This window comes from Clostridioides sp. ZZV14-6153 (genome assembly GCF_020657855.1).
Classification (GTDB): Bacteria; Bacillota; Clostridia; order Peptostreptococcales; family Peptostreptococcaceae; genus Clostridioides.
Map to the genome: position 1 here is coordinate 15,994 of NZ_JAGWCZ010000015.1, position 21,736 is coordinate 37,729.

At 28.9% G+C, this 21,736-nt stretch carries 21 protein-coding genes; 18 read left to right on the forward strand and 3 right to left on the reverse strand.

All coding sequences use genetic code 11. The features are described from left to right. The first annotated feature begins 27 nt into the window (after positions 1–27). The 10 genes from KGF46_RS15890 (at position 28) to KGF46_RS15935 (ending at position 8,745) form a co-directional block, all read left to right on the forward strand. Positions 28–939 (forward strand): MBL fold metallo-hydrolase, encoded by a 912-nt coding sequence (locus KGF46_RS15890; RefSeq protein WP_413841143.1) that lies wholly within the window; start codon positions 28–30, stop codon positions 937–939. Between the two features lie 50 nt (positions 940–989). After that, positions 990–1,802, forward strand: a complete 813-nt coding sequence (locus KGF46_RS15895) for a GTP pyrophosphokinase family protein (protein WP_227829310.1) — start codon at positions 990–992, stop codon at positions 1,800–1,802. Between the two features lie 107 nt (positions 1,803–1,909). Then, on the forward strand, positions 1,910–2,602 hold the full coding sequence (locus tag KGF46_RS15900) for a metallophosphoesterase (RefSeq protein WP_227829311.1): 693 nt from the start codon (positions 1,910–1,912) through the stop codon (positions 2,600–2,602). Between the two features lie 86 nt (positions 2,603–2,688). Continuing rightward, complete coding sequence (locus KGF46_RS15905) at positions 2,689–3,573, forward strand: hypothetical protein (protein WP_227829312.1); 885 nt, start codon at positions 2,689–2,691, stop codon at positions 3,571–3,573. 36 nt (positions 3,574–3,609) lie between these two features. Next, positions 3,610–4,767, forward strand: a complete 1,158-nt coding sequence (locus KGF46_RS15910; protein WP_227842902.1) for a class I SAM-dependent methyltransferase — start codon at positions 3,610–3,612, stop codon at positions 4,765–4,767. 151 nt (positions 4,768–4,918) lie between these two features. After that, positions 4,919–5,479 carry a 5' nucleotidase, NT5C type gene (locus KGF46_RS15915; RefSeq protein ID WP_227829314.1) on the forward strand — a complete coding sequence of 187 codons (561 nt, stop codon included), beginning with the start codon at positions 4,919–4,921 and terminating at the stop codon, positions 5,477–5,479. Between the two features lie 28 nt (positions 5,480–5,507). Then, positions 5,508–5,999 (forward strand): hypothetical protein, encoded by a 492-nt coding sequence (locus KGF46_RS15920; protein ID WP_054272357.1) that lies wholly within the window; start codon positions 5,508–5,510, stop codon positions 5,997–5,999. Positions 6,000–6,240: 241 nt separating this feature from the next. After that, on the forward strand, positions 6,241–6,792 hold the full coding sequence (locus KGF46_RS15925) for a helix-turn-helix domain-containing protein (RefSeq protein WP_227829315.1): 552 nt from the start codon (positions 6,241–6,243) through the stop codon (positions 6,790–6,792). A gap of 85 nt (positions 6,793–6,877) precedes the next feature. Continuing rightward, entirely contained in the window at positions 6,878–7,810 is a 933-nt protein-coding gene (locus tag KGF46_RS15930) for a D-aminoacyl-tRNA deacylase (protein ID WP_227829316.1), read from the forward strand. A gap of 71 nt (positions 7,811–7,881) precedes the next feature. Continuing rightward, on the forward strand, positions 7,882–8,745 hold the full coding sequence (locus KGF46_RS15935) for an EamA family transporter (protein ID WP_227829317.1): 864 nt from the start codon (positions 7,882–7,884) through the stop codon (positions 8,743–8,745). A 160-nt stretch (positions 8,746–8,905) separates the two neighbouring features. Here KGF46_RS15935 and KGF46_RS15940 read toward each other — a convergent pair whose 3' ends face one another. From KGF46_RS15940 to KGF46_RS15950, 3 genes are all read right to left on the reverse strand, one after another. Then, positions 8,906–9,502 (reverse strand): TIGR04100 family radical SAM protein, encoded by a 597-nt coding sequence (locus tag KGF46_RS15940; RefSeq protein ID WP_227842904.1) that lies wholly within the window; start codon positions 9,500–9,502, stop codon positions 8,906–8,908. A gap of 26 nt (positions 9,503–9,528) precedes the next feature. Further along, a complete protein-coding gene (locus KGF46_RS15945; protein WP_227850726.1) occupies positions 9,529–10,056 on the reverse strand; it encodes a TIGR04002 family protein in 528 nt (175 codons plus the stop codon). Positions 10,057–10,427: 371 nt separating this feature from the next. Then, positions 10,428–11,426 (reverse strand): D-2-hydroxyacid dehydrogenase, encoded by a 999-nt coding sequence (locus KGF46_RS15950; protein WP_227829320.1) that lies wholly within the window; start codon positions 11,424–11,426, stop codon positions 10,428–10,430. A gap of 687 nt (positions 11,427–12,113) precedes the next feature. Here KGF46_RS15950 and hadA point away from each other — a divergent pair. From hadA to KGF46_RS15990, 8 genes are all read left to right on the forward strand, one after another. Beyond that, a complete protein-coding gene (hadA, locus tag KGF46_RS15955) occupies positions 12,114–13,313 on the forward strand; it encodes an isocaprenoyl-CoA:2-hydroxyisocaproate CoA-transferase HadA (RefSeq protein WP_227829321.1) in 1,200 nt (399 codons plus the stop codon). 38 nt (positions 13,314–13,351) lie between these two features. Continuing rightward, a complete protein-coding gene (hadI, locus tag KGF46_RS15960) occupies positions 13,352–14,152 on the forward strand; it encodes a 2-hydroxyisocaproyl-CoA dehydratase activator HadI (protein WP_227829322.1) in 801 nt (266 codons plus the stop codon). A gap of 14 nt (positions 14,153–14,166) precedes the next feature. Further along, positions 14,167–15,393: a (R)-2-hydroxyisocaproyl-CoA dehydratase subunit HadB gene (hadB, locus tag KGF46_RS15965; protein ID WP_227452795.1), complete on the forward strand. Its 1,227-nt coding sequence runs from the start codon at positions 14,167–14,169 to the stop codon at positions 15,391–15,393. Further along, positions 15,393–16,520: a (R)-2-hydroxyisocaproyl-CoA dehydratase subunit beta gene (hadC, locus tag KGF46_RS15970; RefSeq protein ID WP_227829323.1), complete on the forward strand. Its 1,128-nt coding sequence runs from the start codon at positions 15,393–15,395 to the stop codon at positions 16,518–16,520. The genes hadB and hadC overlap by 1 nt, the downstream gene beginning before the upstream one ends. Before the next feature lie 47 nt (positions 16,521–16,567). After that, positions 16,568–17,701: a putative isocaproyl-CoA dehydrogenase AcdB gene (acdB, locus tag KGF46_RS15975; RefSeq protein ID WP_227829324.1), complete on the forward strand. Its 1,134-nt coding sequence runs from the start codon at positions 16,568–16,570 to the stop codon at positions 17,699–17,701. Positions 17,702–17,733: 32 nt separating this feature from the next. Continuing rightward, positions 17,734–18,519, forward strand: a complete 786-nt coding sequence (etfB, locus tag KGF46_RS15980; RefSeq protein WP_227829325.1) for an electron transfer flavoprotein subunit beta — start codon at positions 17,734–17,736, stop codon at positions 18,517–18,519. Positions 18,520–18,537: 18 nt separating this feature from the next. Continuing rightward, on the forward strand, positions 18,538–19,575 hold the full coding sequence (locus tag KGF46_RS15985) for an electron transfer flavoprotein subunit alpha/FixB family protein (protein WP_227829326.1): 1,038 nt from the start codon (positions 18,538–18,540) through the stop codon (positions 19,573–19,575). A 478-nt stretch (positions 19,576–20,053) separates the two neighbouring features. Further along, the gene (locus KGF46_RS15990) at positions 20,054–21,685 is read left to right on the forward strand and encodes a sigma-54 interaction domain-containing protein (protein ID WP_227829327.1); all 1,632 of its coding nucleotides are present in this window, start codon (positions 20,054–20,056) and stop codon (positions 21,683–21,685) included. Positions 21,686–21,736 lie beyond the last annotated feature (51 nt).

Sequence of the window (21,736 nt, forward strand, 5' to 3'; positions counted from 1 at the left end):
AAATATTGTCAAAATGAGGTGAAGATGGTGAATCTAACAAAAGTAAAAGGGAATACTTTCTTTATAAAAGGTGGTACAAATACAGGAATATATGTGTTTGAGGATAATACAGCACTTATGATAGACCCAGGATTATGTGGTTCGAGGCCCAGAAGAGTAACCAAAGTATTGGATGAAAATAAAATACAAGTTAGATATATTATAAATACTCATGGCCATGATGACCACTATGGGGCATGTAATCAATTTAAAGAACATTATAAAGATGTGTGTGTAATGTCATCAAAATACGATAAGTTATATATAGAAAACCCAGAATTATTTTCAAAGTATATTGTTGGGGGGAAAAGCAATATATTTATGGATAATATTTTAAAAAGTAAAATGTTAGATGATATAGAAATAGATAAAACTATAGATGGAGGTAGGCTGGAATTAAATAATGAAATGTTTGATATAATTGAATTTCAGGGACATACACCTGGAAGTATAGCTGTTTTAACTAAAGATAAGGTGATTTTTGTGGGAGACCTTTTGATAGGAGATGAAATTCTATCAAAATATGATTTCTTATTTTTATATGATATACAAGAACAAATGAACTCATTAGAAAAGTTAAAAGGTATAGATTTTGAGTATTTAGTTTTGGGTCATGGAAAACAAGTGATATCAAAAGAAGATGCTTATAAATTAATAGAAAAGCATTTGAATGCTTTAGATAAATATTTATACCAAATAAGACAGTTACTTGAAAAACCAAAATCTTTAGAAATTTTACTAAAAAATATTATAAATAACAATAATTTAAGCAATAATTATAAAGAGTATCATTTTTTTAAATCTTCATTGGTATCTGTTATAAGTTACCTAATTGATTTAGACGAAATAGGGTATATCTTAGAGGATGGAGAATTGCTTTACTATACAAAAACAAAATAAATTATGATAAAATAAAGAAGGTCATAAAAAACAAATAAAGGGTGAGCAATATGGAATACGAAAAATGGAATGAAATACTAGCGCCTTATGAACATGCAGTAGAAGAATTGAAAATAAAATTTAAAAATATAAGAAAAGAATATTTAGCAAAAGGCGAATATTCTCCCATAGAATTTGTCACAGGAAGGACAAAAAAAATATCTTCCATAATATCTAAGTTAAAAAGGCTAAATGCAAAAGATTTAGAAACTGAAATTGATGATATCGCTGGTATAAGAATAATGTGCCAGTTTGTTGAAGATATATATTCTATAGTTGATTTGATAAAAGTAAGAAACGATATGACTATAATAGGAGAAAAAGATTATATTACAAACTACAAAGATAGTGGTTATAGAAGCTATCATGTTATAATAAAATATCCTATAAACTCAATTGCGGGCTCAAAAGAAATTATATGTGAAATACAAATAAGAACTCTTGCAATGAATTTCTGGGCTACAATAGAACATTCATTAAAATATAAATATGACCATTACATACCTGAGACTCTAGCAGAAAGACTTAGAAGAGCTTCTGATGCTGCGTTTCTCTTAGACCAAGAAATGAGTGAAATAAGAGAGGATATAATGAAAGCTCAGGCTATGTATCAAATGAAGTCTATAGCAATTAGAGACACTCTAAATAGAATACAAGAGTTATATGACTTAGGTGATACACATAAAGCTATGCAGTATCAAAGAAAGTTGGATAGAACTGAAACAGACAAAAACATAACCGAAATTTTAGAATTAAAACAAGAAATAGATATGTTATTAGAGCAATATAAGGATACTAAGGTAGATGATAGAGTGGTTCAATAAAGCTACTTATAGAAAATTTACTAAATATTAATGGGGCTGCCTCTTAATGGAAAATAATTTCTAAGAAGAGACAGCCTATTTAGTTTAATCAAGGAAGGAATGATGTTATGAGTTTATATGCAATAGGTGATTTACATTTTTCAACATCGGTAAATAAGCCAATGAATATCTTTGGCAGTAATTGGGATGGTCATGAAAAAAAGATTATAGATAATTGGAAAGAGGTTGTTACAGAGGAAGATGTAGTATTAGTATTAGGAGATACGTCTTGGGGAATTAATTTATCAGAAGCTAAAAAAGACTTAGACATAATAAATGAACTTCCAGGTAAAAAAATACTTATAAAGGGAAATCACGACTATTGGTGGACAACAGTTACAAGTTTGAATAAGCTATATGAAAATATGCGTTTTATTCAAACAAATTTCTATGAATATAGAGATTATGCAATTTGTGGAGGCAGAGGTTGGATATGTCCTAATGATGTTAAATTTGATGAGACGGATGAAAAAGTTTATAAAAGAGAAGAAAATAGATTAAGGCTGTCATTAGAGTCTGCACATAAAAAAGGTTATTCTAAAATAATAGTAATCACTCATTATCCTCCTACAAATGATAGATTAGAGGAGTCTTTGTTTACAAAATTATATGAAGAATATAATGTTGAAAAGGTGATTTATGGTCACTTGCATGGTAAAGAGTCTTTTAAAATGGGTCTAAAAGGGATTCGAAATGGAGTTGAATATATATTAGCATCTTGTGATTATACAGAATTTAATTTAATAAAAGTTCACGATTAAAAAACATAAATTGGTAAATACTATAAGATACACGATTAAAAATAAATATTTGAGGGATTTCGGTTTTGAGAAAGGAGACACGATTTATGAGGTGGATATTAGTTTTTATATTTTTATATCTTATTCCTTTGATAGTGATATTCAGAAATTACAAGAATTTTAAGAGGTCTTGTATCTACAGTAGTATTTATGTAGTGTTAGCTACAACAATAATGATAAGCAACATATATATGAGTGGACTTAATAAGATAAAAGAATCTATGTATTATCATAATTATATTTCTGATGAGACGTATGATGAAAAATATGTATCAAATTTTAATGAAAAAGAAGATAGTGATTTAAAACAAGATAAAAATACACAAAGTACAGAAAATAATAAAGAAGAAAATAAACAAGATGTAACAAAGAATAATGATTTAGAAAGAAATACTTCAACAAATAGTGAATCAGAAAAACAAGGAAATACTGAAGAAAACAATGATAATTATACAAGTAAAGAAAATGATAGTGAAGATATTAAAAAAATAGACCTAGAAAGTATAGGAATTTTCAAGAAAGAAATTTATAATATAGAAAGAGTAGCTTTAGTACCAATGAGAGAATGTATACCTTATACTAAGGATATTGCAAAAAACATAACTAAATTATCTAGTATAAAAAAAGATGTTACAAATGCTAGAAATAAATGTAAAGAAGTTATAGAAGAATATGAGAATATGCAAATCCCAGAACTTTCTAAGGATGAATATACAAAGGTATTAAGCAGTGCTAGAGATGATGTAAAAAAGGCGTATGAACTTAGACAAAAGTCCATGGATAGTGCCTTAAAATTAATAAATACTAAAAGTCCTAAATATATAGGCAAGATAACTGAGTATCTTGATTTATCAGATAAGCAGATAGAAAGTTTTAAAAATAGATTGAATGATTTAAATGAAGAAATAGATGGGTCAAATACTATTGATTAATAAGAGTTAAAGAGATAAGTTAAAAGGGAGATTAGGATGAATAAGCAGAGTATAGGAAAACTAAATATGTTTTTTATGGGGATTACTCAGAGAAACCTTGAAAATGAAGATTTTTTTATTGAATTAGAAGTAGTTTTTAAATCAGGAAGAAAAGAATTTAAAGGAATTGCAACAGAAGAAGAAGGTAAGTACAAATTTAATTTTAAAGGCAAATCAGAGTTATATACATTTAGTAAATTGTTAAAAATTATATCTAAAGAAGCTGAAAATTATGATGCACTAGTATTTAGATATATTGAAAGAGGTACTATTGTCGTAATAGAAGGAGACAATAAAAAAGTAAATGTAAAGTATCTAGATAATAAAGAAGAAGTACCAAAAATAGATGAATTTACAGCATCTCAAATAAAAAACAGAGAGTACTATGTAAAAGTAGGACAAGCAAATGCACTTTTAAAAGAAATTGGAGTACTTACAAAAGATGGTAAAATAAAAAACGATAAAATAAGAAAGTATAATCAAATAGACCACTTTGTGGAGCTTATAGACAATATTTTAAAAGAAATAAAAGACAAAGACTGTATAACAATATTAGATTGTGCTTGTGGTAAATCATATCTAAGTTTTGTACTAAACTTCTATATAAAAGAAGTATTAAAGAAAAACTGTTATTTTATAGGAATAGATTATTCAGATGTAGTTATAGAAGCTTCAAAGAAGATGGCTAAAAATTTAGGCTATAAAAATATGTTATTTATAAAAGAGGATTTAACTAATTATACACCTAATAGAGATGTTGACCTTGTAATAAGCTTACATGCTTGTGATACAGCAACAGATATGGCTATAGGACTAGGGATTAGAGCAAAGTCAGAAGCTATAGTAGTAGTACCATGCTGTCATAAGGAGTTATTAGGACAATATAAATATGAAGCTATGGAACCAATATTAAAACATGGAGTATTTAAAGCTAGATTTGCAGACTTAATAACTGATGGTTTAAGAACTTTATTGTTAGAAGGAAATGGATACGATACTTCTGTGGTAGAATACATATCCCCATTAGATACACCAAAAAATTTAATGATAAGAGCAATAAAAACTAAAATAAATAATGAAAAAGCATTAAATGAATATAGAGAACTAAAAACACAATTTGGAGTAGAACCAACTTTAGAAAAACTTATATATTAGTTGAAAATGTAAAATTTATAAAAAGCTTGCTTAAATATGCAAGCTTTTTGGTATTATATAGGTATAGTCATATATGTGATTTTGATTTATAATTAAAGCTGTGCTATAATATTTGATTAATAAAATCAATAAATGTTACATGGAGGTAAAAATGAACAAATTAAATATATGTATTGATATAGATGGAACAATAACTAGTCCTTATCATTTTCTTCCATACCTAAATGATATCTTCAATAAAAACATTACAGAGTCAGAGTGTATAACTCACAATTGGGAAGAATTATATGGTTCAGGAATAAGCGATGTATATACAGAATTTAATGATAAGTATGTACATTCATATGATGAAGCAGAAATTGTAGAAGGAGCTATTGAAGTAATAGATGAATTATCTAAGGGGCATAATTTATATTTTGTAACTGCTAGACATGAATGTTTAACTGATGTAACTAAAAACTGGTTAATTAGACAAGGAATTTTAGATATAGATGTTTACTTATTAGGAAGTGATTATAAAGTTGAAAAGGCAAGAGAACTGAGTTGTGATATATTTATAGAAGATAACCCTTTAAACTCAGTCCAATTAGCTGATGCAGGTGTTAAAGTAATACTTTTAGATACTAACTATAATAAAAATATTGAACATCAAAACATAATTAGAGTTAATAACTGGATAGATATTAAAAAGATTATAGAACAAAGTAATTAAAAGACTTATAAATTGAAAGGGGGAGCATATGATAGATTTAAAACTAGAAAACAGAAAAGGAAAAATTCATGTAAAGAGTAGTGAGATAAAAGATATTTTAGAATTACGTCCAGATTTTGAATATGTACAAGATATATCAAATACTATAAATCAGGAGAATATATTGGTGTTTGATTGTCAATTAACAGGAAATTCTTTTGATATGGATGATTTAGATATAGAAGAAATATTAGAAGAATTAGGTGAGGAAATAGATGAGTCTTATTTCAATGTCTTATTTGAGGATGTAAGAGCATATTTAAAAGATGCTACTGATGAAATAGAGGCAGATTTGCAAGAAAATTACCTATTTGATAATTTGAGATGCTATTTTGATATATATAATATAAATCAAGAATTCACTGATTTTAAGTTTGTATTTTTAGTTTCTTTTAAGGATATAAAAATATCTTCATTAGCTAATCTAGCTAAGATTGTTTCCAAAAGACAACTGATAGGAGCATCTAAGTTTTATAGTTAAAATATAAAAATATAATTTTATGATAATAAAAGCTAGTAGCTTAAAAAAATATGGGCTACTGGCTTTTTTATTTGCTCATTTTTAAAGGAAATTTCAAAATAGTATTTACATTTCTAAAAGAATATTATATATTAAACATAATGTACAGTATATCGAATAAAATATTTTAAAGTAAGTTACTGTCTTTAGATAAAATAATTAAATATACTTAGGATTATATAAGTATATTAGAGGTGAATTTATGCAGAATTTAAATGAAATAATTGCTGAGAATTTAAAAAAGATAAGGAAAGAAAAACATCTTAGCTTAGATAAAATTTCTCAACTTAGTGGGGTAAGTAAGAGTATGTTGTCTCAAATTGAAAAATGCGAAGTGAATCCAACTATATCTACTATCAAGAAAATAACGAATGGATTAAAAATATCATTTACATCATTGATGGAAAGACAAGAAAGTGATATAGAATTGGTTGATAAAAAGGATGTAGACCATTTTATTGAGGATGATGGAAAATATGTAAGTTATCCGATATTTCCATTTGATTCTAAAAGAAGATTTGAAATATTTATGATTGAGATAGAAGAGGGTGGAACATTGGATTCAAATGCTGAACTTCCAGGAACTCAAGAGTTTATTACAGTTTTTAGTGGTGAAATAACTATTAAAATAAATGGAGAGGATTATATTGTATCTAGTGGAAATTCTATAAGATTTAAAGCTGATGTATCACATATATATAGAAACTCAGGTAGAGGTGTAGCTAAAATAAGTATGGTAGTATATTATGTATAATAATTGAATGGAGTATATAGTGATATTTAGATGATTTTAAGTATGAGAGTATTTAGTATTTGAATAATAGGAGTGTGATTTATAGATGAATAACAAAAAAGCAGTTTTCTTCTTTTGTAATAATTTAGATAAAGACCCAGTGGCTAAGAATGTAATTAACTGTTGTGAGGAAGTAATGGATTTAAAGCAGACTGATATTATTGTTGATGATAATTTTGTATTAGAATTTATAGATAAAAATAATAACTTATTCCAGTTTGTAAAAACGGAAAATGTAATAAGTCATGATTATAAATATTATCTGCCAATTTTAAATAAGTATTTCAAAAATTTTGATTTTGCAGGAGTTGTGAATTGGCATGAAGGAGAGAATGCTCCAGCAAATATTCTAACAGCTCATACTATTGGAGATGTACCAACAGGCGAGTTTGGAAATTCAAATCCAAAATATTTTAGAAACTTAATTAATGCAATTGAAGATATAAAAAATGAAAACTCTCTTGATGAATTCACTACATTAACAGAAGCAACTCACTGGTCTGGAACTACATATGGGGAAGTATCTAAATTAATTACAGAATATTCTGTACCTATGTTAGATATTGAGATAGGAAGTAATAGTAATAGTTTTAATAATAAGACGGCAATACAAGTATTATCGAAATCTCTAATTAGAGTATTTGATAATGATGAGTCTATAAAAACTTTACTGTGTGTAGGAGGAGTTCACTTTGAAAATTCTTTTGCAGATATTATAAAAAATAGAGAATACAATATATCAATTGGACATGTATTACCAAATCAATGGATTGTAAGTGGAATGTATGATAATGAAGATGGATTTGAAAAATTAGAAAAGTGTGTAGACAGTATTGATGGTGGAATTGATGGTATAGTTTTTCATGATAAGTTAAAGGGGGCTTATAAAGAACAATGTCGTAAATTAGGAGAAAAGCTTAAGGTGCCTGTATTTAAACATAAGACATTGAAAACCCCAAAAGATTTGCCCATATGGTAGATTTGATTTATAATAATGAGATTTAGTAAGTATATTCAGTAAGTCAGATTAATTTTTAAGTGAGGTCAAAAATGATAATATCTTATTTTGCACTATTAATTAGAGTAGTGCTATTAGCCTTTGAAAGAGTAGTTGTAAGATTATTAGGTGATGAAGAAGGTGATATTTATAAAAATATAGCTTCATCATTTTTATTTTTCTTTATAGGTGGAGTATGTTTACTACCATTTAGTATAACGAGTAAAGTTGGAGATTGGTCTTTTTTACTACCATGCTATATAAGTAGCTTAGTTTATTCAATTGGGTCAGTAGCATATGTAACATCTCTAGCAACTGGTGAAGTTTCACTTGTAACTCCAATAAACAGTTTAAACTCACTATTTCTATTGCTTTTATCAGTTGTATTTTTAGGTGAGAGTTTTAGTTTAGCAAAAGTTGCAGGAATTATAATTATGATTGGTGGAGTATTTATATTAAAAAATGTAAGCTCTTTATTAAAAAATGCATCTGCCATTTTAAATAATCTACCATGTAGATTGATGTTTTTGTACATATTTTTTCAATCCGTAGGAAGGGTATTAGATAAGGCATTTTATGTTCAAGTATCTCCTATACTGTATTCAACGATACTTTACTTTTTTGTCGGATTAAATCTATTTGTTTTTTTAGCATTTAAAAAGAAACAAAAAGTAATCTATGAAATTTTTAGTAATAAGAAAGGACTTTCGATTTTAAGTGGTGCTATTAATGGGTATTCTTATCTAGCATTATTAATTGCTTTAAATAATTTAGAACTCAGTATAGCAGAACCATTTTCTCAAGTATCTATGATAATAACTTTAATACTTGCTCACTTTATATTTAAAGAAAATATTAAGGAGAAAATACCAGGTTCAATTCTGATATTAATTGGTGGATGGTTATTATTGCTTTAATTGATAAATCAGAGAGATAATGAAAGTGTATAAAAGGCTATAGGTAAATTTGTTTTTACACAAATCTACTTACAGCCTCCCTTTTATTTTAAAAACCCTATAGTCACTATTTTTATGTTGTCAATCTTGTATTAAAATTTTAAATACTAATTTATAATTGTTAATTCTTATGTCTAACTCTTAATGGTATATCAAGTTCTTTTGCTAATTGTTTAGATTCTTCTATTTCTTCTGGAGATATTTCATCTACTACTGAAAAAGCAACTTCTTTTATATATTTTTTACAATCCTTTGCGAAATCTAGCATATAGTTAAATGATTTTTCTCCAAATTTTGGTTGAGTAACTCTATTATAAGCTTCTTTATTTGGAGCATTAAGACTTATTGATACTGCATCTATTACATCTTTTAACATGATAGCAGTTTTTTTATTGTGTATTAAATCGCTTAGACCGTTTGTATTTATTCTTGTTTTGATATTACTTTTTTCCTTTATAAATTTAGCAACTTCTATTAATTCATTTATTCTCATTAGTGGTTCACCATATCCACAAAATACAATTTCATCATATTCATCTAAATTATATTTGTCAAAGGCTTCTTTTACTTCATCAATACTTGGTTCGTGTTCTAACCATAAGCTACCACTATTTGCTACTTCGTCTTTTTCATTTCTTATGCAAAACACACATTTACATGGACATGTATTAGTTATATTTACATAGATACTGTTTTCAATTGTATATAAGATATTCATAATTTTCCCTCCATAAATTTAAGTCTTTAGTTAAAATAACGTCTTTTAAAATCAAGTTTATCAAGTGCCATCCCTAGAAGTACAAACACAATAAAGCTTCCTATTGGTTGTAACAAACCAAGTAAACTCATTACGAAAGCACTCGTAAAGCTTCCAATAATTATTCCCTCAGCAAACATATATAAAACTAGACCTACTATGCCTGCTACAAATGAAGCAATTATATTTCTTTTGTTTATTATCTTGTCACTTTTAGAAGTGAAAAATAATACAAGTATTGGCTTTATAATTATAGTTGGTATTACCCATATTGCAGCTCCTGTAGATAAATCAGCTAGACCAGCACCTATTGCAGAGGCCGCTATAGCATAGTTTGTTGGTAAAATAGTTGCAGCTAGATAAATAAAGGCATCTCCTATATGAACATATCCGTTGTTTCCACCAACTGGAATATGTAATATATAAGCTATTGTCAAACATATTATAGATGCAAATAACGCTGAAGTGACGATACAGGTCGTCTTTTTAGAAGTAGCTTTGTTCATTTTTTCCAATATAATCCCTCCTCAAAAATCCCAAACTAGCATTCTTGTAATGTTTTCTTATAAATATATTAATATTAATCATACAATTTTCATAGTTTGTTTGGTATTTTTCTGGTAAAAAGTGAATTGTATCCATTCAAAGTCTTTTGATGGAAAAGTAGATTGTAATTAGGGTAATTTAATAGGATGATTATAAAGATGGTTGTAAATTCGATATAAAATATAATAAATAGTAGGTGTATGCAAATAATATAAAAGAAGAAAAGCAATATAAGAGAGTCATACTCAATGTATATTGAATAGACTCTCTTATATTTGGGAAATTAAAGGCTATTTTGTTAGATAATAGCTAATTAATGAAAAAATATATTTATAAAATACTAATTTACTCTGTTAGCAGCAGTTCCTGTGCTTATAACATCTACAGCACTACTTAAACTAGAATAAACTATATTTTCTATCGCTGTACTAGTGAAGAATCCAAGGTGATGAGTAAATATAACTTGTTCCATAGAAAGAAGTTTGTTTATTTCTGGGTCAGTTAATTCACCTGGGTTCATTTTTTTATTTAAGAATAATCCTTCAGTTTCAAATGTATCAAGGGCAGCAGCTCTTATTTTTCCAGCTTCTAGTGCTTCTATTAAGTCCCCTGTCTTAATCAAACCACCACGACCAGTGTTTACTATGTAAGCTCCATCCTTCATTATAGCTAAAGTATCTTTATTTATCATATGTTTTGTTCCTTCAAGTAAAGGAGTATGTAATGTTATAAGGTCAGCTTCTTTAAGAAGGTCTTCTAAAGAATCTTTATAAGTTAATATATCATTTAAATCTTTATTTGGATATTGGTCAAATGCAATTACATTAGCTCCTAAGCCTTTGAATAATTTTGCAGAAGTAGCACCTATTTTTCCTGTACCTATAACACCAACTGTAATAGATCTAACTTCTGTTCCAAGAAGTTCAGCTATCCAACGATAGTCACCTTCACAGACTTTTTTCTTTACTAAAGGAGTCTTTCTTAAAAGGTTCATAGCTTGAGTAACAGCTAATTCAGCTATTGCATTAGGTGAATAAGAAGGAACATTTGTAACAATAAGTTCATTTTTATTAACTAAATCAAAATCTATCATGTCAACCCCTGCAGTTCTTGAAGCTATAACTTTAACTCCAGCATCTTTTAAAGTTTCATAGATATAAGGATTATCTATATAGTTAGTTTGTTGTATAGATATACCATCATATCCTTTAGCTTTAGTGATATTTTCTTCAGTCATGTTTTCAGGATAAATATCCACTTGAACATCCTTATGCTCTTCAGACCATTGTTTTATTACTGGTTCTTCATAATCGCGTGCTCCAAATACTAGTATTTTCATATCAATACCCTCCTGTAATTATTAAATTATATGGTAATCTTTCATTTAGAAATAATATGTAGCATATAAGGTTATATTTTTGTACAAAATTTTTAAGGTTAAAAATTTAGTTTTGAAATTGTTTTCCCTGTGTCATTTTTATATCTAGTCATTTTTTATTTAATAGAATAATTGCTTTAAAAATTTATCAAAGAAATTGTTATTTTTTAGATTAAATATTATTAAAAAATTATCTAAGTCTGAAATTAGTTAACTAACTTGCTGATTAATTACAATGATAACATGTGTTTTTGAGTTTAGCAATGAAAACTTTTTTTGAAATGTCAAGCTTTTTCATAAAAAAATATATAAAAAAAACTTTTAAATGCATGGAAAAAATAGCAAGATGCAATGGAGAGTTGCATAATGCCACGAAATGGAATTAATAATGCAATTGTATATTGTTAAAAAACATTCAAATCAAGCGATATTTTGATTAAATATAAAGTTGGCACGATAAATGCTTAACAATATAGGTGTAAGACAATAAAAAATATAAAAAATAATCATTTATAACTTTTAATAATTTTATAAGTTATCTTAATAAGATTAGGAACTTTGACACCAAATAGTTAATATCAGAAAAAAGTACTTTATGTGTGATTTAATTGAATTTTTATAATTGATACTATTAAGGAGGAAAACGTTATGCTTTTAGAAGGAGTTAAGGTAGTAGAACTTTCAAGTTTCATCGCAGCACCATGTTGTGCAAAAATGTTAGGTGACTGGGGTGCAGATGTTATTAAAGTTGAGCCTATAGAAGGTGATGGAATAAGAGTTATGGGTGGAACATTTAAATCTCCAGCATCAGATGATGAAAACCCTATGTTTGAATTAGAAAATGGAAATAAGAAGGGTGTAAGTATTAATATAAAATCAAAAGAAGGAATAGAAATATTACATAAATTAATATCAGAAGCAGACATATTTGTAACTAATGTTAGAGTTCAAGCATTAGAAAAAATGGGTATAGCTTATGATCAAATAAAAGATAAGTATCCAGGATTAATATTTGCTCAAATATTAGGATATGGTGAAAAAGGACCTTTAAAAGATAAACCAGGATTTGACTATACTGCATACTTTGCAAGAGGAGGAGTTAGCCAATCTGTAATGGAAAAAGGAACATCTCCAGCAAATACAGCAGCAGGATTTGGTGACCACTATGCAGGTCTAGCATTAGCAGCAGGTAGTTTAGCAGCATTACATAAAAAAGGTCAAACTGGTATAGGTGAAAGAGTAACAGTAAGTCTTTTCCATACAGCTATATATGGAATGGGAACAATGATAACAACAGCACAATACGGAAATGAAATGCCTTTATCAAGAGAAAATCCAAACAGCCCATTAATGACTACATATAAATGTAAAGATGGAAGATGGATTCAATTAGCTTTAATACAATACAACAAGTGGTTAGGCAAATTCTGTAAGGTTATAAATAGAGAGTATATATTAGAAGATGACAGATACAACAACATAGATTCAATGGTTAATCACATTGAAGGTTTAGTTAAGATAGTTGGAGAAGCTATGTTAGAAAAAACATTAGATGAGTGGTCAGTTCTATTAGAAGAAGCAGACTTACCATTTGAAAAAATCCAAAGCTGTGAAGATTTACTAGATGATGAACAAGCTTGGGCAAATGACTTCTTATTTAAGAAGACATATGATAGTGGAAATACAGGTGTCTTAGTTAATACTCCAGTTATGTTTAGAAATGAAGGAATAAAAGATTATACACCAGCACCAAAAGTAGGGGAACATACTATAGAAGTATTAAAAACTTTAGGCTATGACGAATCAAAAATAAATAACTTAAAAGAAGATAAAGTTGTAAGATACTAATTAGTATTTCTAGATTTTGGGAAAGGAGAATACTAAAGATGTATACAATGGGATTAGATATAGGTTCAACTGCATCAAAGGGAGTAATTTTAAAAGATGGAGAGGATATTGTGGCTTCAGCTACTATATCTTCTGGTACTGGGACTACTGGACCATCAAGAGTTTTGGAAAAATTATATAGTGAGTCAGGTCTTGCAAGAGAAGACATTGAGAAAATAGTAGTTACAGGGTATGGGAGAATGAAATATTCTGATGCTGACAAACAGATAAGTGAGTTAAGTTGTCATGCTAGAGGAGTAAACTTCATAATTCCAGAGACAAGAACCATTATTGATATAGGTGGTCAAGATGCTAAAGTACTAAAGCTAGATAAGAATGGAAGATTACTAAACTTTCTTATGAATGACAAATGCGCTGCAGGTACAGGAAGATTTTTAGATGTAATGGCAAAAATAATAGAGGTTGATGTATCTGAACTCGGAAGTATATCTATGAATTCTCAAAATGAAGTATCAATAAGTAGTACATGCACAGTGTTTGCAGAATCTGAAGTTATATCACACTTATCAGAAAATGCAAAAATTGAAGATATAGTAGCAGGTATTCACACTTCAGTAGCAAAGAGAGTTTCTAGCCTAGCAAAAAGAATAGGAGTACAAAGAAACGTAGTAATGGTTGGTGGAGTTGCCAGAAATAGTGGAATTGTAAGAGCTATGGCAAGAGAAATCAATACAGAAATTATTGTACCTGATATACCTCAATTAACTGGTGCTTTAGGAGCAGCATTATATGCTTTTGATGAAGCAAAAGAATCACAAAAAGAAGTGAAAAATATATAAAAAGAGGGATGACAATGTCTGAAAAAAAAGAAGCTAGAGTAGTAATAAACGATTTATTAGCTGAACAATATGCAAATGCATTTAAAGCTAAAGAAGAAGGAAGACCTGTAGGTTGGTCAACATCAGTATTTCCTCAAGAGTTAGCAGAAGTATTTGACTTAAATGTATTATATCCAGAAAATCAAGCAGCTGGGGTAGCGGCTAAAAAAGGTTCTTTAGAATTATGTGAAATGGCTGAATCTAAAGGATATTCTATCGACCTATGTGCATATGCAAGAACAAACTTTGGTCTTTTAGAAAATGGTGGATGCGAAGCTTTAGATATGCCAGCTCCAGATTTCCTACTTTGCTGTAATAATATATGTAATCAAGTTATAAAATGGTATGAAAATATTTCAAGAGAATTGGATATACCTTTAATAATGATTGATACAACTTTCAATAATGAAGATGAAGTAACTCAATCAAGAATAGACTATATAAAAGCTCAATTTGAAGAAGCTATAAAACAATTAGAAGTTATATCAGGAAAGAAATTTGACCCTAAGAAATTTGAAGAAGTAATGAAAATATCAGCTGAAAACGGAAGACTATGGAAATATTCTATGAGTTTACCAGCAGATTCTTCTCCTTCACCAATGAATGGATTTGATTTATTTACTTACATGGCTGTAATAGTTTGTGCTAGAGGTAAAAAAGAAACTACAGAAGCATTTAAATTACTTATAGAAGAGTTAGAAGACAACATGAAAACTGGAAAATCTTCTTTCAGAGGAGAAGAAAAATACAGAATAATGATGGAAGGTATACCTTGCTGGCCATATATTGGATATAAAATGAAAACATTAGCTAAATTTGGAGTTAATATGACAGGTAGTGTTTACCCACATGCTTGGGCATTACAATATGAAGTTAATGATTTAGATGGAATGGCAGTAGCATACAGTACTATGTTTAACAATGTAAACTTAGACCGTATGACAAAATATAGAGTTGATTCTTTAGTAGAGGGTAAATGTGATGGAGCATTCTATCATATGAACAGAAGCTGTAAACTTATGAGTTTAATACAATATGAAATGCAAAGAAGAGCAGCTGAAGAAACTGGATTACCATATGCTGGATTTGATGGTGACCAAGCAGACCCTAGAGCCTTTACTAATGCTCAATTTGAAACAAGAATTCAAGGGTTAGTTGAAGTAATGGAAGAAAGAAAAAAACTTAATAGAGGTGAGATATAATGGAAGCTATTTTATCTAAAATGAAAGAAGTAGTTGAAAATCCAAATAAGGCTGTAAAAGAATATAAAAATGCAACTGGTAAAAAAGCTATAGGTTGTTTCCCAGTTTATTGCCCAGAAGAAATTATACATGCAGCTGGAATGCTTCCAGTTGGTATATGGGGTGGACAAACAGAATTAGATTTAGCTAAACAATATTTCCCTGCATTTGCATGTTCAATAATGCAATCATGTCTAGAATATGGATTAAAAGGTGCATATGATGAATTATCTGGAGTTATCATACCAGGTATGTGTGACACATTAATTTGTTTAGGACAAAACTGGAAATCAGCAGTACCTCACATAAAATATATATCATTAGTACACCCACAAAACAGAAAACTTGAAGCTGGTGTAAAATACCTAATCAGTGAGTACAAAGGTGTAAAAAGAGAACTTGAAGAAATATGTGGTTATGAAATAGAAGAAGCAAAAATTCATGACAGTATAGAAATTTACAATGAACATAGAAAAACTATGAGAGACTTTGTTGAAGTAGCTTATAAACATTCTAATACTATAAAACCATCAATAAGAAGCTTAGTAATTAAAAGTGGATTCTTTATGAGAAAAGAAGAACACACTAAATTAGTAAAAGATTTAATAGCAAAATTAAACGCAATGCCAGAAGAAGTCTGTTCTGGAAAGAAAGTTTTATTGACAGGTATATTAGCAGATTCTAAAGATATATTAGATATTTTAGAAGACAATAATATAGCAGTAGTAGCAGATGATTTAGCTCAAGAAACAAGACAATTCAGAACAGATGTACCTGCAGGTGATGATGCATTAGAAAGATTAGCAAGACAATGGTCAAACATAGAAGGTTGTTCATTAGCTTATGACCCTAAGAAAAAACGTGGGTCACTTATAGTAGATGAAGTTAAAAAGAAAGATGTAGATGGTGTTATCTTCTGTATGATGAAATTCTGTGACCCAGAAGAATACGATTATCCTTTAGTTAAGAAAGATATAGAAGATAGTGGAATACCTACTTTATATGTTGAAATTGACCAACAAACTCAGAATAATGAACAAGCAAGAACTCGTATTCAAACATTTGCTGAGATGATGAGTTTAGCTTAAGTTCATTAAAATAAATTTACTATAAAATATGAAAATTGGAGGAAGCTATGTTATATAACAAAGAGCAAGAACTTTTAAGAAAAGCAGTAAGAGATTTTGTTAGTAAAGAATTAGATACTTTACCAGCAGAAATGGATAAAACAGGTGTAATGCCTAAGGAATTAATCAAAAAATTAGCTGAGACAAAATTTATAAGCAGTAATATCCCAGAAGAATATGGTGGAGGGGGAGCAGGTTATGTTTCTTACGCTATCATAATGGAAGAAATAGCTAGAAGATGTGCTTCAACAGCTACTTTTGTAACAGCTGGTTCTTCTCTTGCTACATTACCAATACTTTACAATGGTACTGAAGAGCAAAAACAAAAATACTTAAGAGGTTTAGCAACAGGTGAGTTAATAGGAGCATTTGGTTTAACTGAGCCAGGAGCTGGTTCTGATGCTGGTGGACAACAAACAACAGCAGAATTAGTAGGAGACCACTACATATTAAATGGTAGAAAAACTTTCATAACTAATGGACCATTCTGCGATATAGCTATAGTAATAGCAGTTACAGATAGATCTAAAGGTCTTAGAGGGACATCAGCATTTATAGTAGAAAGCAAATGGGATGGTTTCTCAACAGGAGCTCATGAAGATAAGATGGGTATAAGAGGAACTGAAACTTCTGACTTAATATTTGAAAATGTTAAAGTTCCAAAAGAAAACCTTATAGGAAAAGAAGGTAATGGATTTAAAATAGCAATGGGTACTTTAGAAGTAGGTAGAATAGGTGTTGCTGCCTTAGCTTTAGGAATTGCTCAAGGTGCTTTAGATGAAGCTGTTAAATATACAAAACAAAGAGTTCAATTTGGTAAGCCTATAGCTAAATTCCAAAATACTCAATTTACTATAGCTGATATGGAAACAAAAGTTTGTGCAGCTAGAGGATTAGTTTATGACGCAGCACAAAAGAGAGATGCAGGAATGAGAGTTGCTCAAGAATCTGCGATGGCTAAATACTATGCAGCAGAAGTTGCAAATGAAGTTGCTTATAAAGCATTACAACTTCACGGTGGATATGGATTCATAAAAGATTATGAAATAGAAAGAATTTACAGAGATGCTAGAATCGTATCAATATACGAAGGAACATCAGAAGTTCAAAAAATGGTAATTTCATCAAACGTATTAAAATAATAAATAATCTAATGAAATTGGAGGTATAGACTTTGAAAATATTAGTTTGCGTAAAACAAGTTCCAGATACTAACGAAGTAAGAATAAATAAAGAAACAGGTACTCTTATAAGAGATGGGGTTCCTAGTATATTAAACCCAGATGATGCAAATGCATTAGAAGAAGCATTAAAAATTAAAGATGAGCATGATGATGTAACTATAACAGTTATAACAATGGGACCTCCTCAAGCAGATTTTATGCTAAGAGAGTGTTTAGCTATGGGGGCTGATGATGCAATATTATTAAGTGATAGAGCATTTGGAGGAGCTGATACTTGGGCTACATCAAATACTATCGCAGCAGGAATATCTAAAATAGGCGATTATGATATAATATTTGCAGGAAGACAAGCAATAGATGGAGATACTGCACAAGTTGGACCACAAATTGCAGAAAAACTAGACATTCCTCAAGTTACATATGTACAAGACTTCAAAATAGAAGGAAAAGACATAATAGTTCAAAGACAATTAGAAGATGGATATGAATTAATTAAAGTAAGTACGCCTGTACTTTTAACAGCAGTAAAAGAATTAAATGCACCTAGATATATGTCTGTTGATAAAATAGTTAAAGCATATAAACATGATGTAAAAGTTTGGACAATTGATGATTTAGACGTAAATAAAGAAGAAGTTGGCTTAAAAGCATCACCAACTAAAGTATTTAGATCATTTACTCCTGAACCAAGAGGAAAAGGAGAAATCTTAGAAGGTAAAGCTGACGAAATAGCTAACAAAATAATAATAGGTCTAAAACAAAAGCACATTATATAAGTTGGAGGAGTACAAACTATGAATGATATAAAAGATTTAAGTTCTTATAAAAACGTATGGATATTTGCAGAGCAAAGAGATGGAAAAATAACTCCAGTAGTTATCGAATTATTAGGAGAAGGAAGAAAATTAGCTAAAGAAGTAGATGCAGAACTTTGTGCAGTATTATTAGGAAAAGATGTTGATGGATTAGCTAAAGAATTGATTTCTTATGGAGCTGATAAAGTTTATGTTGCAGATGATGCTCTTTTAGAAAAATATACAACTGATGCATATACAAAAGTAATAAAAGATGCAATAGATGAAATAAAACCAGAAATAATGCTTTTCGGAGCAACTCATATAGGTAGAGACTTAGCACCTAGAATAGCTTCAAGAGTAGGAACTGGATTAACAGCAGACTGTACTAAATTAGAAATAGACCCAGAAGATAAGAAAATAAAACAAACTCGTCCAGCATTTGGTGGAAACATAATGGCTACAATCATTTGTCCAAACCATAGACCTCAAATGTCTACAGTTAGACCTGGTGTTATGGATAAAGCTGAAAAAGACGAAACAAGAACTGGTAAAGTTATAGCATTAGATTACAAAATAACTCAAGATGATATAAGAACTACTGTTTTAGAAACAGTTAAGAGTAAAAAAGATTTAGTATCTCTTACAGATGCAAATGTTATAGTATCAGGTGGTCTAGGATTAGGTGGACCTGAAGGATTTGAAATGCTTAAACAATTAGCTGACAAATTAGGTGGAGTAGTTGGTTCTTCTCGTGCTGCTGTAGATGCTGGATGGATAGACCATTCTCACCAAGTAGGTCAAACAGGAACTACTGTTAAACCAAACCTATACATAGCTTGTGGTATATCAGGAGCAATACAACATTTAGCAGGTATGCAATCATCAGATTTCATAATTGCTATAAACAAAAACCCAGCAGCTCCAATATTAGAAATTGCTGATTATGGAGTAGTTGGAGACTTACATGAAATAGTTCCAATGCTTATAGATAAATTAGATAGCGTTGATGATTTATTAGAAGCTATAAAAGCTTAATAGGTAACAAGTACCTAAATACTACTGATGAAATAAGCCTTATTAGTTAGTAACATAAATATTATTACATAATATGGTTATTGCTAAATCGTATTTGTCAGTTATTAAAAAGTCTGTTTGAATAAAATTTTATAATACAAGATATCTAGATAATCCTTATATGTATATTACTTACAAAATGTGAGTCGTATTCTATAAGGATTATCTTTATTTTCAAAAATAAGTATTAATTTTAATTAAATTGTATTAAATAGACAAATAATTACTGAATATGTGATAAAATACAATTAAAAGCAAAATGAAATTTTTAACAAACTATGACCATTAAAATTATCTGTAAGTTGTATTTTAATGAAGGAAGATATTAAAAAAAAGACAAATAAGGAGTTGGTTGTATGTGCTAATAGTATTTATTGTAAGCAAACAATAAATTTTGTATGTAGTTCAATAAATTACTTAATGAAAGGTGCGAATATTAATGGATAATAATTTGATAGGGCTTATAGAATATGTAGAAAATCCAGCTATTTTATGTAAAGAGTCAGGCGAAATAATATACTGTAATCATCTAATAGATAATATTTTTAGTTTTCTCGATATAAAAAGACCTAAAAATATAAATGAATTAGATTCAAATTTTGACAAAAAAGATATACTGGTGAATAATAAAAAGAAAATAGCTTTTAGAGAATTAAGAATGACTGCACATATTTATAATATGAAAGATAATGATAATGAAAATAACATAGTTTATTTATTTGAGAAGTCTGTAATATCTGACAAAGTAGTTGAGGATATAATAGAACATATAGATGAAGTTGTCGTTGTATTTAACAAAGATGGAGTAATTGAAAAGATGAATACTGTCAGTGATGAGATTTTGCCTTTTAAAAGAACTGAAGTACTTGGTAGAAATATAACAGATCTTGTCAGACAGGGATTAGTTGAAGAACCAATAATATTAAATATGCTTAAGGTAAAGAAAAAGATTTATAGAAATATTGTTTATCCTGATGGAAAACTTATCGCTTATACAGCTGTTCCAAGATGGGACTCAAAAGGAAAACTTACAGGAGGAGTACTTACAGGAAGAGATATATCAAGGGTTATTAAACTTGAATCTCAGATAAGATATAGTGATGTATCAGAAGATACAGAGTATATAAGCAAAAGTAAGACTATGGACAATATAAAAAAAGTTGTCAAGAGAGCTGCAGCATCAGATTCTTCTATATTTATAAATGGAGAATCAGGTGTAGGAAAAGAAATTATAGCTAGGACAATATATAAGTATAGTTCAAGAAGGGAAAAGCCTTTTATAGCTATAAACTGTGGAGCTATACCAAATGAATTATTAGAATCAGAGTTTTTTGGATATGAAGAAGGTTCTTTTACTGGAGCTAAGAAAAAAGGTAAAAAAGGACTTTTTGAAGAAGCAAATGGTGGAACTATATTCTTGGATGAAATAGGCGAACTGCCAATGCAAATGCAAAAAAAATTACTTAGAGTCATACAAGAAAATACAATTACTAGAATTGGTGGAAGTAAACCTATAAAGATAGATGTTAGATATATAAGTGCCACTAATATTTCTCATGAGGACCTTAGAAACAACCTCAAATTTAGACAAGATTTGTACTATAGATTGAGTGTTATTCCAGTAAAGATACCACCACTTAGAGAAAGAAAAGAAGATATAGTTCCATTGGTTGAGTATTTCTTAAAACTTTATAATGATAAGTACAATAGAGAAGTAGAAGTTTCACCTAAGGTTATTGAGTTATTGGAAGAATACTCTTGGCCAGGAAATATAAGAGAGTTAAAAAATATTATTGAAAGATTTGTAGTATTATCAGCCAAAAACGTAATTGGAGAAGATGAATTTAATATGCTTATAAATCTGGATATGATTGATAACGAATCAGATGATTTATCACCAATAGTGGTAAATGGAATTATGAATCTGAATGATGCATATAAAATGGTAGACCAAATAATGATAAGTAAAGCTATAAATAAATATGGGTCAATAACAAAGGCAGCCGAAGTGATAGGAATATATCCTTCTACAATACATAGAAAGATAAAAAGTGGATATATTCGAGTTTAATAAATAAGTTAATAGAGTAATTTGAATAAATATAATATAATTTTAAATACA

What these genes read in the sequence shown, in the direction of transcription:
- hadB (WP_227452795.1), top strand. Translation starts at nt 14,167, where the DNA reads ATGTCTGAAAAAAAAGAAGCTAGAGTAGTAATAAACGATTTATTAGCT.
- KGF46_RS15940 (WP_227842904.1), bottom strand. Translation starts at nt 9,502, where the DNA reads ATGAATATCTTATATACAATTGAAAACAGTATCTATGTAAATATAACT.
- acdB (WP_227829324.1), top strand. Translation starts at nt 16,568, where the DNA reads ATGTTATATAACAAAGAGCAAGAACTTTTAAGAAAAGCAGTAAGAGAT.
- KGF46_RS15920 (WP_054272357.1), top strand. Translation starts at nt 5,508, where the DNA reads ATGATAGATTTAAAACTAGAAAACAGAAAAGGAAAAATTCATGTAAAG.
- KGF46_RS15895 (WP_227829310.1), top strand. Translation starts at nt 990, where the DNA reads ATGGAATACGAAAAATGGAATGAAATACTAGCGCCTTATGAACATGCA.
- KGF46_RS15990 (WP_227829327.1), top strand. Translation starts at nt 20,054, where the DNA reads ATGGATAATAATTTGATAGGGCTTATAGAATATGTAGAAAATCCAGCT.
- hadI (WP_227829322.1), top strand. Translation starts at nt 13,352, where the DNA reads ATGTATACAATGGGATTAGATATAGGTTCAACTGCATCAAAGGGAGTA.
- hadA (WP_227829321.1), top strand. Translation starts at nt 12,114, where the DNA reads ATGCTTTTAGAAGGAGTTAAGGTAGTAGAACTTTCAAGTTTCATCGCA.
- KGF46_RS15905 (WP_227829312.1), top strand. Translation starts at nt 2,689, where the DNA reads ATGAGGTGGATATTAGTTTTTATATTTTTATATCTTATTCCTTTGATA.
- KGF46_RS15915 (WP_227829314.1), top strand. Translation starts at nt 4,919, where the DNA reads ATGAACAAATTAAATATATGTATTGATATAGATGGAACAATAACTAGT.
- KGF46_RS15930 (WP_227829316.1), top strand. Translation starts at nt 6,878, where the DNA reads ATGAATAACAAAAAAGCAGTTTTCTTCTTTTGTAATAATTTAGATAAA.
- hadC (WP_227829323.1), top strand. Translation starts at nt 15,393, where the DNA reads ATGGAAGCTATTTTATCTAAAATGAAAGAAGTAGTTGAAAATCCAAAT.
- KGF46_RS15925 (WP_227829315.1), top strand. Translation starts at nt 6,241, where the DNA reads ATGCAGAATTTAAATGAAATAATTGCTGAGAATTTAAAAAAGATAAGG.
- KGF46_RS15910 (WP_227842902.1), top strand. Translation starts at nt 3,610, where the DNA reads ATGAATAAGCAGAGTATAGGAAAACTAAATATGTTTTTTATGGGGATT.
- KGF46_RS15900 (WP_227829311.1), top strand. Translation starts at nt 1,910, where the DNA reads ATGAGTTTATATGCAATAGGTGATTTACATTTTTCAACATCGGTAAAT.
- KGF46_RS15950 (WP_227829320.1), bottom strand. Translation starts at nt 11,426, where the DNA reads ATGAAAATACTAGTATTTGGAGCACGCGATTATGAAGAACCAGTAATA.
- KGF46_RS15985 (WP_227829326.1), top strand. Translation starts at nt 18,538, where the DNA reads ATGAATGATATAAAAGATTTAAGTTCTTATAAAAACGTATGGATATTT.
- KGF46_RS15935 (WP_227829317.1), top strand. Translation starts at nt 7,882, where the DNA reads ATGATAATATCTTATTTTGCACTATTAATTAGAGTAGTGCTATTAGCC.